This window comes from Terrabacter sp. GCM10028922, assembly GCF_042666095.1.
Taxonomy (GTDB): domain Bacteria; phylum Actinomycetota; class Actinomycetes; order Actinomycetales; family Dermatophilaceae; genus Terrabacter.
Genome location: NZ_JBHTFG010000014.1, coordinates 209,263 through 225,435, shown reverse-complemented (window position 1 = coordinate 225,435; position 16,173 = coordinate 209,263). Strand labels below are relative to the sequence as shown.

Sequence of the window (16,173 nt, the reverse complement as noted above, 5' to 3'; positions counted from 1 at the left end):
TGCTCGCGAGCGTCGACTCAGGGGCGCTGGAGGAAGGACTCCACCTTGGCGGGGTCGCGCTCGACCACGTTCCCGAGCACCTGGTCCACCTGGGCCAGAAGCGCCGGCTCGAGGACGACGCTGGCCGCGGTCACGTTGTCCTCGAGCTGCTCAGGTCGGGAGGCGCCCACGATCGCCGCAGACACATTGGGGTTCTGCAGCACCCAGGCGACGGCGAATGCAGCCATCGACAGGCCGGCCTGCTCGGCCAGCGGGCGCAGCGACTGGACCCGCTCGAGCACGGTCGTCTGCACATACGGGTGCTCGGCCTTGAGCTGGCCCGACTCTGTGCTGAAGCGGGAGGCGGCCGGCGCCGCGCCGCCGGGGGTGTACTTGCCGGTGAGGACGCCCTGCGCGAGCGGGGACCATACGATCTGGCCCAGTCCCAGCTCCTGGCTCAATGGCACGACCTCGGGCTCGATGACCCGCCAGAGCATGTTGTACTGCGGTTGGTTCGACACGAGCCGGATGCCGAGTTCCTCGGCGAGGGCTGCGCCGCCGCGGATCTCCTCCACGGTCCACTCGGAGACGCCGATGTAGTGCGCCTTGCCTGCGCGCACGATGTCGGCGAAGGCCTGCATCGTCTCCTCCAGCGGTGTCTGGTAGTCGTAGCGGTGGGCCTGGTAGAGGTCCACGTAGTCGGTCTGCAGGCGACGCAGCGAGCCGTTGATCGACTCCATGATGTGCTTGCGGGACAAGCCGCGGTCGTTCTTCCCGTCGCCGGTGGGGAAGTAGACCTTCGTGAAGATCTCCACGCTCTCGCGCCGCACCCCGTGCAGCGCCTCACCAAGGGCGCTCTCGGCCTTCGTTGCTGCGTACGCGTCCGCGGTGTCGAACGTCGTTATGCCCAGATCGAGGGCCGTTCGAACGCACGAGGTGGCGGCGTCCTGTCCGATCTGCTCGCCGTGGGTGGTCCAGTTGCCGTACGCGATCGCGCTCACGAACATGCCGGAGTTGCCGAGCTTGCGGTATTGCATGGCCTCCTCTTTCCGTCGGGGGTCGTGGAGAGTCAGAGAGTGCCGGCGCGCAGCCGGCGGGGGAGCCGTCGATCTGCGCCGCACCAGGAGCTGGCGATCGCGCGGCAGACCGCGGAGCTTGCCGGCGACCGGACGGGCCCCGGTGCCTGATGCCAGGTGGCAGCGGGCGCCCGAGCAGCTCAGGGACGTGGCCACAGGCTGCGCGGCTCGTCCCAGATGTCGCGCATCTGCCAGCTCGAGGCCCGGACGAGTGTCGCCGCCCCGTCGAGGGTGGTGATCGAGCTGCCCACGGCGTCAGGCCTCGTCGGGTAGACGCGCGCCGTGAGGGCGCGACCGTTGACGAAGACCTCGAGCGCGGAGTGGTCGACGAGCACGCGGATGTGGACGAGCCCGTCGGCCCGGATCGGCACGGTACCCGCCCGCTCCGTGGCGTCCACCCGGGAGTCGAGGCTGCTGCGCGAGCGGTCAAGGCGCACGGTCGCGCTGGCGGAACCCATTGGCCCGCGGGCGATCTGGAGCTCGGTCACCTCCTCCCCGTCGTCGGTCGCACGCACGGTGAGGGTGGCCATCGCGTCCGGCGCCAAGGCGAGGGTGACCTCGACGTCGAGCTGGTCACCATGGCCGAGCTCGACATGCTCGCCCACGGTCAGGTCACCGGAGGTCGCGTCCTGCTGCTCGCCACGCAGCGACGCGACCTCCTCGACGGGTGCCAGCTCCAGCTCACCGTCGGCACCGAGCACCGCCTGACGCGGCAGCGACATGACGCCGGACCAGCCGGCCGCGACCGCATCCGCGTCGGGGCGGCCCTCCTGCAGCCAGCCGAAGAGGATGCGCCGCCCACGGTCGTCCGAGAACGACTGTGGGGCGTAGAAGTAGCGGCCTCCGAGGTCGAGCTGGTGGAGCGCCTGCGGCGTGAACGCGTCGCCGGCGTACGTGCCGGTGAGGTAGAGCGGGTGGTGGGTCACCCCTTCATGCCACGCCGAGAAGACCAGCACGTGCGAGGCGGTCGATGCGGGGTCGTCATCCGCCGCCGGGTCCGCGGGCTGCGTGGGCGGGCGGAACAGGTCGACGCACTCCCAGAGGGTTCCCGTCCAGTCGGGGTCACCCTCCTTACCGGCACTGCTGTCCCCCACGACGAGGGGCCCCACGTAGCGCCACTCGCGCAGGTCGTCGGACTCGTAGAGCAGGGCGGCGCCACCCTGCCCCGTGATCCCGGACCCGATGAGGTGGCGCCACGTTCGGCCTTCCCGCCACACGCAGTGGTCGCGGAACCCCGTGACGTCGAGCCCGGGGGGCGTCTGCGGGATGACCGGGTTGTCGACCTCCCGCGTCCAGGTGCTCAGGTCGCCGGAACCCGTTGCCACACAGGGCAGCTCGCGACCGTCGTGACGTCCGGAGTAGATGATCGTCGGCGTGCCGTCGTCGTCGACGAGGACGCCGGACCAGCATCCGTCCCGGTCCGGCCCCGTCTCGTCCGGGACGAGCGCGACCGGCGCGTCGGTCCAGGTCACCAGATCGCGGCTGGTGGCATGTCCCCAGTGGATGCGCTCGTGGACGGGCCCGTGCGGGTTGTACTGGTAGAAGAGGTGGTACGTCCCGGCCCACTGGGTCAGCCCATTGGGGTCGTTGAGCCAGCCGGCCGGCGCGAGGAAGTGGAAGCGCGGTCGGTGCGGGTCGACCTCAGCCGTCGCCACGAGGTCGACCGCGGGTCCCGCGTCCCCAGTGTCCGGCGTGGTCGGGTCGCGCTCGAGATGGGTCAGGTCGGTGGTCGTCATGTGGTCTTCAGGTCCTCGGTGGTGGGGCGTGGGTCGTGGTCGGTCTCGTGGTCGGTGTGGGATCGGTGCCGTCGCCACCGGCGGCGGACGCCGCCTCGGCGATCACTCGCGTTGCGATGGGTGAGGCCGGCGCGTAGCGGTGGCAGCGCACCCAGTGCTCCCGACCCGGTTCTCGGGAGAGCCAGTGGTGCACGGGATCCTTGTCGCTGCAGGGGTTCTCGGAGTCGTCGCCGTGGGGGCAGGCAATCGGGTGGAGCACCGCCGCGCGCAGCTCTCGACGCTCGTCCGCATCCAGCGCCGTCACGCGGCGAGGGTCCGGCACGGCGGAGAGGAGCAGCCGGGTGTAGGGGTGGTCGGCCTCGTCCATGAGGGTCAGCGACTCCCCGCCCTCGACCAGCTCTCCCGCGAACATGACGTTCGTCGTGTCCGCGACGTAGCGCGCCGACGCGAGGTCGTGGGTGATGTAGAGCATCGCGATGCCGCGCTCGTCACGCAGCCGCCGGAGGAGGTTGAGCAGACCGACCCGCACAGACACGTCGAGCATCGACGTGGGCTCGTCGGCGAGGATGACGTCTGGCTCGGCGGCCAGCGCACGGGCGACGCCGACGCGCTGTCGTTGCCCTCCGGAGAGCTCGTGCGGGTAGCGCTCGAGCAGCGCGGGGTCGAGCCCGACGGCGTCCATGAGCTCGACGAGCCGTGCCCGAGTCTCCTTTGCTGACGTCGTGTGCGCGTGGATCTCGAGCGGTCGGCGCAGGACGTGCTCGACGCGGTGGGCCGGGTTCAGCGAGCCGAACGGGTCCTGGAACACCATCTGCACCCGGCGTCGGTACGCCCGGCTCGCACGACGCCGCTCGGTCCGCAGCACGTCCACGCCGTCGAGGACGACCGATCCGGCGGTCGGCTGTTCGAGTCGCGCCAGGCACCGGGCGATGGTCGACTTGCCGCTGCCGGACTCACCGACGAGCGCCACGATCGAGCCCCGGGGGAGGTCGAGGTCGACTCCGGCGACAGCCCGCAGGCGGTTGCGCGAGAAGAGCCCGCCGAGACGGAACTCCTTGACCAGATCGCGGACCCGGATGACGGGCTCGGCCGCCGTGCCGGCGCCGGGCGCTGCTGGGGTGGATGGGGCGAGAGTCATCGTCCGGCTCCCTTCGTGGCGGGGACTGGTGTGGTGGTGGCGTCCCCGACGGCCCCTGTCGAGCGTGCCACCCAGTGACCGGGCTCGACCTCTCGGAGGTCGGGGATGTCGGTCGAGCAGTCGGACCGGTCCGGCGGGCACGCGACGTGGAAGCCGCACCCGTCGGCGGTCGCGCCCGCGGCGCGCACCCGGTCCGCCAGCCCGACGAGCTCGACCCGCGGCCCGTGCAGCGGCGGGAACGCCGTCATCAGGGACTGCGTGTACGGGTGCTCGGGCTGGTCGAAGACGCGTGCGGCAGCGCCGAGCTCGACGACCCGGCCGGCATACATGACGGCCATCCGGTCGGACAGCTCGACCATGAGCGACATGTCGTGGGTGATGAAGAGGACCGAGAAGCCGCGTTCGCGCTGGAGTCGCTGGATCTGGGCCATGATCTCCTGCTGCACGACCACGTCGAGCGCGGTCGTGGGCTCGTCCATCACGAGAAGGGCGGGCCGCAGCGCCGACGCCATGGCGATGACGACGCGCTGACGCATGCCGCCCGAGAGCTGGTGCGGGTACGAGCGCAGCCGGGAGTCGTCGATCCCGACGAGCTCGAGGAGCTCGGCGCTGCGCGTCCGGGCCTCACGACGCGTGGCGCCCTCGTGCGTCGTGAAGACGTCGCCGAGCTGCTCGCCGATCGTCAGCACCGGGTTGAGTGAGTTCATCGCGCTCTGGAAGACCATTGCCGCGCGTCGCCAGCGGTAGCCGCGCAGCGCGGCGGCGCCCATGGCGAGCACGTCCTCACCCGCGAAGCGGATCGAGCCCGACGTGACCCGTGCGGGCTCCTTGAGCAGGCGCAGCACGGCCATCGCGATCGTCGACTTGCCGCACCCGGACTCACCCGCGAGGCCGAAGACCTCACCCTCGCCGATGGTGAAGCTGACGTCGCGGACGGCGACGACGGGTCGGTCCCCGACGGCGTACTCGACGGTGAGGTTCTCGACCTCGAGCAGCGGCGCGCTCATCGGGTCACCTCCCGGGCGGCAGCCCCACGCACGACGACGACCGGTCGCGGCGTGGCGCGAGACGTTCTGCGTCGTCGGCCGCCCCGTAGCCGCGGGTTCGTCACCTCGTCTACGCCGTAGTTGACGAGGGCGAGCGCAAAGGCGACGAGCGCGATGGAGATGCCGGAGGGGACGAAGGCCCACCAGGCGCCCGACATGAGCGCGCCGTCGTTGCTCGCCCAGTAGAGGTTGGTGCCCCAGCTGACGACGGAGCTGTCTCCGAGCCCGAGGAACTCCAGACCCGCCTGGGCGCCGATGCCGAAGATGACGCAGGCGAGGAACGTCCCCATGACGACGGATGCCATGTTGGGGAGGATCTCGCGGAACATGATCCGCCAGGCCCGCTCTCCGGAGACGATCGCGGCCGCGACGAAGTCCTTGCCACGGATCGAGAGCGCCTGGGCCCGCAGGACGCGCGCGCTGCCGGCCCATCCCGTGACGACGAGGACGAGCACCACCGTGGCCGCGCCGGGCGGCAGGAACGCGGCGAGCACGACGAGCAGCGGCAGCCCCGGCAGCAGGAGGAACACGTTGGTCACGAGGGAGAGCACGTCGTCGACGACGGACCCGAAGTAGGCGCCGGCCAGGCCGACCACGACGCCGATGAGCGTGGCCGCGGTCCCGACGACGAAACCGACGGCGAGAGAGCTGCGAGCGCCCCACAGGGTCAGTGCGAGGACGTCCTGGCCCTTGGCGGTCGTGCCGAGCCAGTGGCCAGCGCTCGGGGCCTCGGAGGCGAGGTCGCCGATGGTCGACGGGTCGCCGGGGGCGAGCACCGGCGCGAGGAGGGCGAGCAGGGCGAAGATGCCCATCAGGGTCAGGCCGACGACGGCCTTGGGGCTGCGCAGCAGGCTCCCGACGAGACCGCCGCGGGCGACGGTGGGCACCCAGGAGCGTTGCCCCCCGGACGGCATACGGCCGGGTCCGGCGGAACCTGCACCGGGTGCCCCCGGCGAGGAGAGGGCGGAGGCGCTGGCGGGAGCCAGCGCAGGGTCGGTCGCGGTGGACACGGGCTGCTCCTCTCAGGCGACCCGCACGCGCGGGTCGAGGCGGACGTAGACGAGGTCGACGAGGAAGTTCGCGATGAGCACGGCCGCCGTGATCGTCAGGAAGATCCCCTGCATGAGCGGGAAGTCGAGCGCCTGCACGGAGGCGAGCAGCTGGTATCCCACGCCCGGGTACGCGAAGACGACCTCGGTGAGCAGCGCTCCGCCGACGATGAAGCCGAGGGACATCCCGAAGGACGTCACGCTGGGCAGCAGGGCGTTGCGTGCGGCATACCGGACCATGATCCGGCTGCGTCGCAGGCCCTTGGCCTCCGCCATCGTGATGTAGTCCTCGGAGGTCGTGGCGATCATGGCGTTGCGCATGCCGAGCATCCAGCCGCCGACCGAGACGAGGACGATCGTCAGGGCCGGCAGCACGAGATGGGTGGCGACGTTGGCCGCGAACGGTGCGGACCACTCCGGCACGACGCCGACGTCGAAGGCGTGCCGCAACGGGAACCAGCCGAGGGTCACGCCGAAGAGGTAGAGGGCGCCCATGGCGAGCCAGAAGTACGGGAACGAGCCGACGAAGACGAGCACCGGCGGCAGCGCGGAGTCGAGGATGCTGCCGCGCCGCCACGCGGCGAGTGCGCCGAGGACGGTGCCCAGCACCGCCGCGACGACGAGGGCGGTGAGCCCGAGCAGCATCGTCCAGCCGATCTGGGAGGAGATGACCTCCGAGACCGGGGTCGGGAACCGCGAGATCGATACGCCCATCTCGCCGCGGAAGATGCTCGCGACGTACGAGACGTACTGCTCGACGACAGGACGCTGGTCGAGACCGAAGAGGCGGCGCAGCTGCTCGACCTGGTCCGGCTCGAGCCGAGCCCCGGACTGGGTCAGCATCCGCGAGACGGGGTCGCCCGGCATGAGGCGCGGGAGCATGAAGTTGAGGGTGATCGAGACCCAGAAGGCGATCGCGTAGAAGCCGAGTCGGCGTAGGACGTAGCGCATGCCGTCGTCAGCCTCCTTCCGAAGGTGGTGGCGAACAGCCACGGGGCAAGCCCGGTGGCGGGGGGACCGTGGCGCCGCGGGGGCCGGTGGGCCCCCGCGGCACGTGGGGGTCAGCCGCGGGGCTTGACCGTCGTGAGGACGAGCACAGCCGTGTTGCCGCGCGTGAGCAGCGTCGCGTACGGGTTGTCCTTGGTCGGGAACCCGGTGAAACGGACGTCGTTGTAGAGACCCCACTCGGGGCCGCTGAAGAGCGGCACGACCGGCGCGGTGTCGTCGTAGATCTGCTGCAGCTGCGCGGCCGCCTGCTTCTGGGCGGACTCGTCGCTCGTCGCGGCGAAGGTGTCGAGGACCTTGTCGGCGGCGGCGTCTCCGAAGCGGTGGTAGTTCTCGGTCGCCTTCTCGCCGGCCTTCTTCACGGTCGCGGTCGACATGACGCCCCGGTAGTACTGGTACGGCGTCGGTCCGCCGTTGCTCCAGACGATGCCGGTGTCGAAGCTTCCGTCCTCGTAGCCCGCGACGACGACCGCCCAGTCCTTGCTGTCGACGCGTGCCTTGACGCCGACGGCGGCGAGGTTCTGCGCGATGACGTTGGCGACCGAGAGCCAGTCGGACGACGCGCTGCCGACGGAGATCCTGACCTCCCAGGGCTTGCCGTCCGCGAGGGTGCGGAAGCCGTCGCCGCCCTTGCGCAGACCGGCCGCGTCGAGCGCGGCGTTGGCTGCCGCGGCGTCGAGCTTCGTCCATGAGCAGGCGCCTGCGAGGGACTCGTCGCGCCACGTGTTGTAGCCACCTGAGAGACCGGTGCAGTCGGCCGCCTGGGCGTAGCCGCTCATGCCGACCTTGACCACCTGGTCGCGGTTGACGGCCATGGACAGCGCCTTGCGCACCCGGACGTCGTCGTAGGGGGCCTTGGTCGTGTTGAGCTGCCAGTGGATCGTCGACCCGACCGGCGGGAACCAGTAGTGCCGGTGCTCCGGGTCCTTGGCGACGAACGTCTTCTCGATGTTGGGCACGAACTGGTCGGCCCAGTCGGTCTCGCCGTTCGTCGTCGCGAGGTTGGCCGGGTCGTTGCCCGCGAAAGCGAGCATGCGGATGCCGGGGATGTTCTGCTTGCCGGCCTGCCAGTAGTTCGGGTTCTTCGTCAGGTCGAACGACTGCGGGGTGAAGGCGGCGACGGTCGTGTAGGGGCCGCTGCCGACCGGCGTCGGGTTCGTCTCCTTGGCCGGGTCCTTGACCTTCTCCCACACGTGCTTGGGCACGATGACCTGTTGGCCCAGCTCGTACAGCGCGGGCGAGAACGGCTTGGAGAGGCTGAACTGCACGGTGTGCGCGTCGGCGGCCTTGGCGTTCGCAAGGTACTCGAACCCGCCCATGACCTTCTTCTGGAGCGAGAACGTGTAGGCCACGTCCTCGGCCGTGAGCGGCTTGCCGTCGGACCACGTGGCGGCCGGGTTGAGGTGGAAGGTCACGGTCCGACCGTCCCGCGACGTCTCCCACTTCTGGGCGAGCCACGGCACGACCTCGCCCTTGACCGGGTTGTAGATGAACATCCGCTCGTAGATCGCCTGCTGGGTCATCGGCAGTGCGTTGGGCGAGAAGGGGTTGAAGTTGCGGGTGAACGTGCCCATGTCCTCGCGCGGGATGGTGAGGAGCGCTCCCTTCTGCGCGGCGCCGGTGGCGGCGCCGCTCGAGCCCTGGGTGCACGCCCCGAAGGCGAGGGTGCCTGTCAGGGCCGCGGCAAACGCCACCACCGCCCGCCTCGTAGGAGTAGACCGTGACATATGATTTCCTTCTCTCTGGTTCTGCCTGTGGAGGCCTTGCTGGAGTAAGCCGTTCGCCTGATTCGCAGTCAGACGGACGATCTTTCGAGCAGCGGACAGTCGATCGTCACCTGTTGCGTGCCGATCGGCTGTCCGTCTGTGAGCTCGGCGAGCATCGACACCGCGGTCCGGCCGATCTCCTCGAACGGCAGGGCGACGGTGGTCAGCGCCGGTCGGAGGTAGGCCGCGATCAGCTCCTGGTTGTCGAAGCCGACGACGGCGACGTCATCGGGCACGCGCAGGCCGCGTTCACGGATCGCGTCGTACGCGCCCATCGCCATCCGGTCGTTGCCGCAGAAGAGCGCGGTGGGCCGGTCGTCGAGGTCGAGCAGCTCGCAGGCGGCGGCATACCCACCGTCGGCCGTCGCGTGGCCCGAGACGACGAGCGCGTCGTCGCCGGACAGCCCTGCCTCGGTGAGCTCGGCGCGGTAGCCCTCGAGCCGTCCGACCGCTGCGGGGATGCCGGGGTCGAGGTTGATGAAGCCGATCCGGTGATGACCGGCTTCGATGAGCCGCCGAGTCGCGTGGCGACCGCCGCCGACCTCGTCCGGCACGACGGAGGGGAAGCGTCCGTCGGCGTCGAAGCAGTTGACGAGCACCGTGGGCACCTCGAGCGCGGCGTCGGGGACGTGGACCGCACGGTGCCACGTGGCCGCGTAGAGCAGACCCTGCACCCGCTGCTCGAGCAGCTTCTCGACCGCGGCCTCGGCCATGTCAGGACGGTCCTCGCTGGAGGCGATGAGGAGGAACTTGTGGTCCTCCCAGGCGCGATCCTGGGCGCCCTTGATGACGTCGACCGCAAAGGGTGCCGTGACGATCTCGGTGATGAGTCCGATCCAGTCGCTGCGCTTTGCGGCGAGCGCCCGTGCCCCGGCGTTGGGCCGGTAGCCGAGCTCGCGGACGGCCTCGAGGATGCGCTCCCGGGTCTCGGGCGCGACGCTCGTGTCGGCACGTCCCGCGAGGACGAAGGAGACGGCGGTACGCGAGACCCCGGCCCGGCGCGCGACGTCGCTCATGGTCACGTTGCGGCTGCTGTCCGGTGCGCGCATGGTCTCCCTCGACCCTCGTAGCGATGATTGCCGTGGCTCAACTAACGCGGGTTAGTTGAGCGCGGCGTGGTTGAGGTTACGCGCGTTATCTCGATCGTGTCAACGGTCCTCCGACGGGCGGCCATGCGCGGGCTCGGCCACCGCGATGGGGCATTGACGGTAGGCGCGCCCGCCGTATACCGTCCCGACTCACGCGCGTTACTAACGCGCGTAACCAAGGAGGTCGACGGTGACCGGTGGAGCAGCGAGGCGTCACGATGGCAGGTGCCGTCGCTCCTGGTGCCGACGCCACCGTGACCCGACTCGACAGAAGCCGTCCGAGCACCGCTTCGCCCCGTGGGACCGGTGATGACCCCCCGCGGAGTCCGCACCGGACGGCACACCACACCGCCCGTCGCTGTCATCGGCGACGGCCACCTCCCGACTGGCACGTCGCGGCGCACCGCCTGCCGTGCCGGGTCGGCCGGCGCCACCTCGCCGGCCACCACGAGGGCCTCCCCATCGAGCTCACCCCACGCCGTTCGAGAGGGCTTCCAGCCTGACCCCCCCTTCCAGGTCGTGACCTGAACCCGACGGTCGTGACCACCCGCTGAAGAAGGACCTGCAGAGATGTCTCGATCTTTCCTCGTCGTGCTCGCGGCCGCGGTCGCCACGACACTCGGTGTACCCGCTGCCGCGGCCCCCACCGTGAACACCACTGAGACCACACAGTGGCGGCCGACCTACCACTACACGCCGGCCGCCAACTTCATGAACGACCCCAACGGCCTCATCCAGTACAAGGGCGTCTACCACCTCTTCTACCAACACAACCCGTCGGGAGACACCGCGGGCAACGGGTCCTGGGGCCACGCCACCAGCACCGACCTCGTGCACTGGACCGAGCACCCGATCGCGATCGCGGCGGACGCCAACGAGGAAGTCTGGTCCGGAAGCGTCGTGCTCGACAAGGCGAACGCCTCCGGGTTCGGCAGCGCGACCAACCCTCCACTGGTCGCGATCTACACGAGTCGCGACAACGAGACCGGTCTCCAGCGTCAGGCGTTGGCCTTCAGCCTCGACGCCGGTGAGACGTGGACGAAGTACGCCGGCAACCCGGTGCTCGACATCGGCTCGCACGACTTCCGTGACCCCAAGGTCAGCTGGAACGAGAAGACCCGCCGTTGGGTGATGGTCGTGGCCAAGTCGGTCGAACGGAAGGTCGGCATCTACTCGAGCGTCGATCTCAAGACCTGGCGCCACGAGAGCGACTTCGGTCCTGCAGGAGCGACCGGTGGCGTCTGGGAGTGCCCCGACCTGTTCGCCCTGCCCTACAAGGACGCCGCGGGGGTCACGACGAAGAAGTGGGTGCTCACCCTCAGCGTCTCGGGCAAGGTGCAGTACTTCGTCGGCGACTTCGACGGCGCGACCTTCACCTCGCCGGACGCCTCGTACACGCCCCCTGCCGGGAAGGTCATCAACGACTTCGAGGGCGACGCCTGGGACGCGGGCTGGACCACGACCGGGACCGCCTTCGGCAACGGTCCGGACACCCCGCCCGCCGACGTCTTCGGCGCGATGGGCAGCAGGTACGTCGACAGCTACGGTGACGGTGACTTCGAGACCGGCACCCTGAGCTCACCGGACTTCCAGATCGACAAGCCGTACCTCAACCTGCTGGTCGGCGGTGGGAGCTATCCCCACGTCGAGGGCGGATCCAAGGCCCCACCGGAGGGTGATCTCTTCGCCGACTTCGAAGCCGACGGGCTGCAGGCCGGATGGACGGGCACCGGGAGCTTCACCGACCTCACGAACACGACGTGGAGCGACCTGCCGGGCCGGGTCGGTCGCGGCGTGCTCGACACCTGCTGGGCGGGCTGCGACCCGGCCGTGGGCACCGTGCGCTCGCCGGACTTCACGATCAGCCGAGACTTCATCAACCTGCTCGTCGCGGGCGGCAACCACCCGCTCTCCGGACCGGAGCCGACCGCGGTGTCGCTCGTCGTCGACGGCCAGGTCGTGAAGTCCGAGACCGGGGACAACTCACCCAACATGAACTGGCGTGCCTGGGACGTCAAAGCCCTGCAGGGCAAGACCGCCCACATCGAGGTGACCGACCGGCGCACGGCCGACTGGGGCCACATCATGCTCGACCACATCGTGTTCTCCGACGCTGCCGCCGCACCCTGGAGCCAGGAGACAACCGCCAACCTCGTCGTCGACGGCCAGGTGGTTCGCTCGGCCACCGGCGCCAACAGCCCCTCGCTCGACTGGACCTCGTGGGACGTGGCCGAGCTGCAGGGCCGGACCGGACACCTGGAGTTCATCGACGACGCCACGGGCGGCTGGGGCCACATCTACGCCGACCAGGCCATGTTGGCCGACGCACCGGCGCTCGACTCCGTCACGCGTACGCGATGGATCGACCACGGCGCGGACTACTACGCCGCGGTGACCTTCAACGGCCTGCCCGGCGACAGACGGGTGCAGATCGGGTGGCTCGGCAGCTGGGACTACGCCAACTCCACGCCCACCTCGCCGTGGCGCGGTGCGCAGTCGATCTCGCGCGAGCTGACGCTCGCCGATGTCGGTGGCCGGCCCACGCTCGTGCAGAAGCCCGTCGTGGAGCTCAACAGGAGCCTCGGCAAGGCAACCACCCAGACCCTCAAGGGGCTCACCGGTAGCCGGACCCTCGGCCTGCGTGGGACGGCGCTCGACCTCGACGTCACCCTCACTCCCCACGGAACGAGCGACACGGGGGTTGTGGTCCGCAAGGGCGACGCCGAGGGCACGCGCATCGGCTGGTCCGACGGTCAGCTCTACGTCGACCGGACCGCCTCGGGTGAGGACTCGTTCAGTCCGGCGTTCGCCCGGACTCAGCGGGTCACCGTGCCGCTGGTCGACGGCCAGCTGAGGCTGCGCATCCTCGTGGACCGGTCCTCGGTCGAGGTGTTCACCCGTGATGGCCGGGTCGCGGTCACCGACCTGATCTTCCCCGACCTGTCGAGCGACGGGATCGCCGCGTACGCCGTCGGCGGCACTGTCGACGCGAAGGTGGTGGCGCGGCCGGTGAACTGAGAGGTCGAACGGCACAGGGACCTCGGAACGCGTCGTAGCGTCGGCACTCCGACTCCGGGCCGGAGGTGTTCGACGTCCGTAGTCTCAGATCCAGTTCCATTGGCGGAGCGGGGTTCGATGCGCACGGCTTGAACTCGGCTCGTGCAAGCCGGCAGCGACGCTGCGTCGACGGCTCCCAGCGGACCGCCGCTCGCCGCACGTCGGCAGGGCCGCGCAACCCGGCCCGGCGGCATACGGCAGAAGGCCCCCACCCTGAATGGGTGGGGGCCTTCCACGCGTCCTGATGGGCGCGGTGTGCGGTCAGCCGACCGACAGGTACGTCAGGTCGTCGGCGCCGCTGTAGGTGATGACTCCGAACCAGCGCTTCGCCGGGTCGAGGCCGCTCCACGAGGCCGTCAGTGTCGTCGGCACGCCGGTGGTCGCTGCGAACGGGTTCGGCGAGACGGACGCGTTGCCAGCGCTGGCCGTGGGGACGACGAAGTTGCTGATCGCGTAGCTCGTCGAACCACCCGGCGTGGCGAAACCGTTGACGTACACGTCGTAGGTCCCGGCGGTCGGGTTGGCCATGGTGACCTCCTCGTCGGCAGCGCCCGAGGCCGAGAGGCCGACGAGCGTGCCGCCGCGGTACACGTACAGGTCCAGGTCGGCCGTGTCGTCGGACGAGTCCTCGGAGAACCGGGCCGCCTTCGTGCCGGCCGGGACCGTCACGTGGTAGACCTTCGTCGCCGCGTCGGCGGCCGGGTGTTCGGCGTCGAACGGGCCCGTCACTACCGAGTCGGCCTGGGGCGTGACCCCGACCAGGCCGTTCACCGCGACGGAGACCGAGCCGGTCGTTCCGGGCGTCACCGAGAACTCCTCGGAGCCAGAGGCGCTCGCGTCAGCGTGGACCTCGACCGGGGCGCTGAGTGCGACCGGCTCGAGGGCGACGGGGATACGCACCGTGTGGGCGCGGGACGCCCAGGTGAGCGAACCCTTGGCCCACGTGCCGAGCGGTGCCGTCGAGCGGGTGAACTTCACCGTGAACGACGCCTCGGCCCCCGGGGCGAGCGTCAGCGTCGACGGGGTCACCACCGTGGTGAAGCCGGGGGCGGTCGCCGAGGCGCGGTACGTCTCGGTGCTGTTGCCGACGTTCTTGACGTGACGCGTGACCGTCTCCACGCCAGCCAGGCGACCGACACCGATCGACGCCTGGTTGAGGTTGGAGGCCGCGACCGGCGTCAGCGTGTCGTTCGGCGGCGCGAACCGCACGCCCAGGCTGACGAGGTACTGCCGGTACTCGGTGGCCGTCGTCGGGTAGACGAGGCCGGGGTCGATCGCCGAGTTCGGGGCGACGAAGCCGGCGCCCTGGGCGAACGGGTCGTTGGCCGTGGAGACCGTCGGGCGGGCCGTCGTCATGAGGGCCGACTTGATCTCGGACGGCAGCCAGGTGGGGTGCGCGTCCTTCATGAGCAGGCCGATCCCGGCGATGTGTGGCGACGACATCGACGTGCCGGAGTAGAAGTCCCAGCTCCGGCCGTGGTTGGTCGGCGGCGCGACGGCCGCCACGACGTCGTTGCCGGGGGCGGCGATGTCGGGCTTGAGGATGTCACCAGCCGTCGTCGTCGAGGGGCCCCGCGACGAGAAGTCGGTGATCTCAGGGACCTGCGGGGCCGCAGCGAGCTCAGCCGGCGTCAGCGGACCGATCTTCGCGGTGGCACCGGGGCTGTCGGCGTAGGCCGTGACTGCTGCTCCGTCGACGTTGTTGAGGTGCACGGACGGGATCGGGTGGTAGTCGCCGTTGAGCGAGTTGGGCGACGTGTTGACCAGGACCATGCCGACGCCACCGGCCCGCTTGACCTCGAACGACTTGTCGATGCGGGCGTTGACGCCGCGGTTGCACACGACGACCTTGCCGGCCACCTTGGCCGGGTCGAGCGTGCCGGCGAAGCAGAGCGCGACGTCGGCTGCCGGAGCACCGGCGAGCCCCGCGGCCGAGGCGTTCACGAGGGGCGTCAGCGTCGGGAGCGGCCCCGTCGTCGAGGCGCCGACGTAGCGAGCGCCGTTACCGAGCTGAACGGCCTGGAAGGCGCGACGGTAGGTCGCCGCGGCAACGGTCGTCACCCACGGGGCCGGGTGGTCGAGGGTGCTCGCGCCGGGACCGCTGTTGCCGGCGGAGTTGGCGACGAAGACGCCGGCGTTGGAGGCGCCGCGGAAGGCCTGCGCGACGGGGTCGAGCACCGAGGACTCCGAGCTGCCGCCGATCGAGAAGTTCATGACGTCGACCCCGTCGAGGACCGCATCGTTGATCGCCGCGACGCTGTCGGAGTTGAAGCAACCGGGGGCGACGCCGGGCTTACCCTCCCAGCAGACCTTGTATGCGGCGATGCTCGCGCCCGGGGCCATGCCCGAGGCGGTGCCGATGAGCTTGCCGTCGATCGTCACCTGGACCCCGCCGTTGCCAGCCGCCGTGGACGCCGTGTGGGAGCCGTGGCCCGAGCCGTCGCGTGGCGAGAGGAACTCCTCCTTGGCGATGCTCTGCTTGCCGAACCCGCCGACGTAGTAGCGGGCGCCGACGAGCTTGTTGTTGCACAGCGAAACCTGGAAGTTCTCGCCGGCGACGCACGCACCGTGCCAGTTCGCCGGTCGCGGCGAGACCTTGGCGCCCGAGAACGAGGGGTTCTCGGGCCAGATGCCGCTGTCGATGACCCCGATGACGAGCCCGGCGCCGGCCTTGGCCTGGCCCCCGAGCTGGCTCCAGAAGCCACCCGCCGCGCTCAGGCCCAGGTACTCGGGAGAGACGGTCGTGGTCGGCTGCGAGAGGGCGTCCTTCGTCAGCGTGAGCACACCTGCCTGCTTGGCGAGGGCGGACGCCTGCTGCGCCGTGAGGTCGGCGGCGACGCCGTTGTTCGTGACCGTGTAGTCGTAGATCTTCGTGGCGCCGACCCTGGCGAGCGCCGCGTCGTGCTTGGACGTGAGGTGCGCCTTCCACGACCGCACGGCTGCGTTGCCCGGGTCGAGCTTCTGTCCGCGCGCGGGTCGCGTGGCCGGGAAGCCCCGCTCGTAGCCGTCGTAGGACGCGACGGGGTCATCGACGAACGTGACGATGTAGCGCCCCGCGCCGTGTGCGGCGGTCTGGGCTGGCGCGGCGATGGCCGCAACACCGGTCGTTGCGAGCGGGGCGACGGCCAAGGCCGCGGTGGCCACCACGGACACCGCACCCAGTCGCCTCGCCCTGACTCGGCCTGTAGAACTGATTGTCATCAATCCACCTAAGGGTCGGGGAGCCCGATTGG

Annotated in this window: 10 protein-coding genes; 1 reads left to right on the top strand and 9 read right to left on the bottom strand. The window is 70.4% G+C overall.

Annotated features, from left to right (window positions below; genetic code table 11):
• Positions 1-17 precede the first annotated feature (17 nt).
• The 8 genes from ACFQU3_RS14690 to ACFQU3_RS14655 all read right to left on the bottom strand — a co-directional run bounded on the left by ACFQU3_RS14690 (position 18) and on the right by ACFQU3_RS14655 (position 9,844).
• Positions 18-1,016, bottom strand: coding sequence for an aldo/keto reductase family protein (locus ACFQU3_RS14690; protein WP_385911004.1), 999 nt, complete (start codon positions 1,014-1,016; stop codon positions 18-20).
• A gap of 179 nt (positions 1,017-1,195) precedes the next feature.
• Positions 1,196-2,791 (bottom strand): glycoside hydrolase family 32 protein, encoded by a 1,596-nt coding sequence (locus tag ACFQU3_RS14685; protein WP_385911002.1) that lies wholly within the window; start codon positions 2,789-2,791, stop codon positions 1,196-1,198.
• 7 nt (positions 2,792-2,798) lie between these two features.
• Positions 2,799-3,929, bottom strand: coding sequence for an ATP-binding cassette domain-containing protein (locus ACFQU3_RS14680; RefSeq protein WP_385911000.1), 1,131 nt, complete (start codon positions 3,927-3,929; stop codon positions 2,799-2,801).
• Positions 3,926-4,936 (bottom strand): ABC transporter ATP-binding protein, encoded by a 1,011-nt coding sequence (locus ACFQU3_RS14675; RefSeq protein WP_385910998.1) that lies wholly within the window; start codon positions 4,934-4,936, stop codon positions 3,926-3,928. Before ACFQU3_RS14675 ends, ACFQU3_RS14680 begins: the two co-directional genes overlap by 4 nt.
• Positions 4,933-5,985, bottom strand: a complete 1,053-nt coding sequence (locus ACFQU3_RS14670; RefSeq protein ID WP_385910996.1) for an ABC transporter permease — start codon at positions 5,983-5,985, stop codon at positions 4,933-4,935. The genes ACFQU3_RS14675 and ACFQU3_RS14670 overlap by 4 nt, the downstream gene beginning before the upstream one ends.
• A gap of 12 nt (positions 5,986-5,997) precedes the next feature.
• Positions 5,998-6,975, bottom strand: a complete 978-nt coding sequence (locus ACFQU3_RS14665) for an ABC transporter permease (protein ID WP_385910994.1) — start codon at positions 6,973-6,975, stop codon at positions 5,998-6,000.
• Positions 6,976-7,085: 110 nt separating this feature from the next.
• Positions 7,086-8,726: an ABC transporter substrate-binding protein gene (locus tag ACFQU3_RS14660; RefSeq protein ID WP_385910992.1), complete on the bottom strand. Its 1,641-nt coding sequence runs from the start codon at positions 8,724-8,726 to the stop codon at positions 7,086-7,088.
• A gap of 98 nt (positions 8,727-8,824) precedes the next feature.
• Complete coding sequence (locus tag ACFQU3_RS14655; protein WP_385910990.1) at positions 8,825-9,844, bottom strand: LacI family DNA-binding transcriptional regulator; 1,020 nt, start codon at positions 9,842-9,844, stop codon at positions 8,825-8,827.
• A 609-nt stretch (positions 9,845-10,453) separates the two neighbouring features.
• Here ACFQU3_RS14655 and ACFQU3_RS14650 point away from each other — a divergent pair.
• A complete protein-coding gene (locus ACFQU3_RS14650; protein WP_385910988.1) occupies positions 10,454-12,901 on the top strand; it encodes a GH32 C-terminal domain-containing protein in 2,448 nt (815 codons plus the stop codon).
• A gap of 300 nt (positions 12,902-13,201) precedes the next feature.
• Here ACFQU3_RS14650 and ACFQU3_RS14645 read toward each other — a convergent pair whose 3' ends face one another.
• Entirely contained in the window at positions 13,202-16,093 is a 2,892-nt protein-coding gene (locus tag ACFQU3_RS14645) for a S8 family serine peptidase (RefSeq protein ID WP_385910986.1), read from the bottom strand.
• Positions 16,094-16,173: the final 80 nt, after the last annotated feature.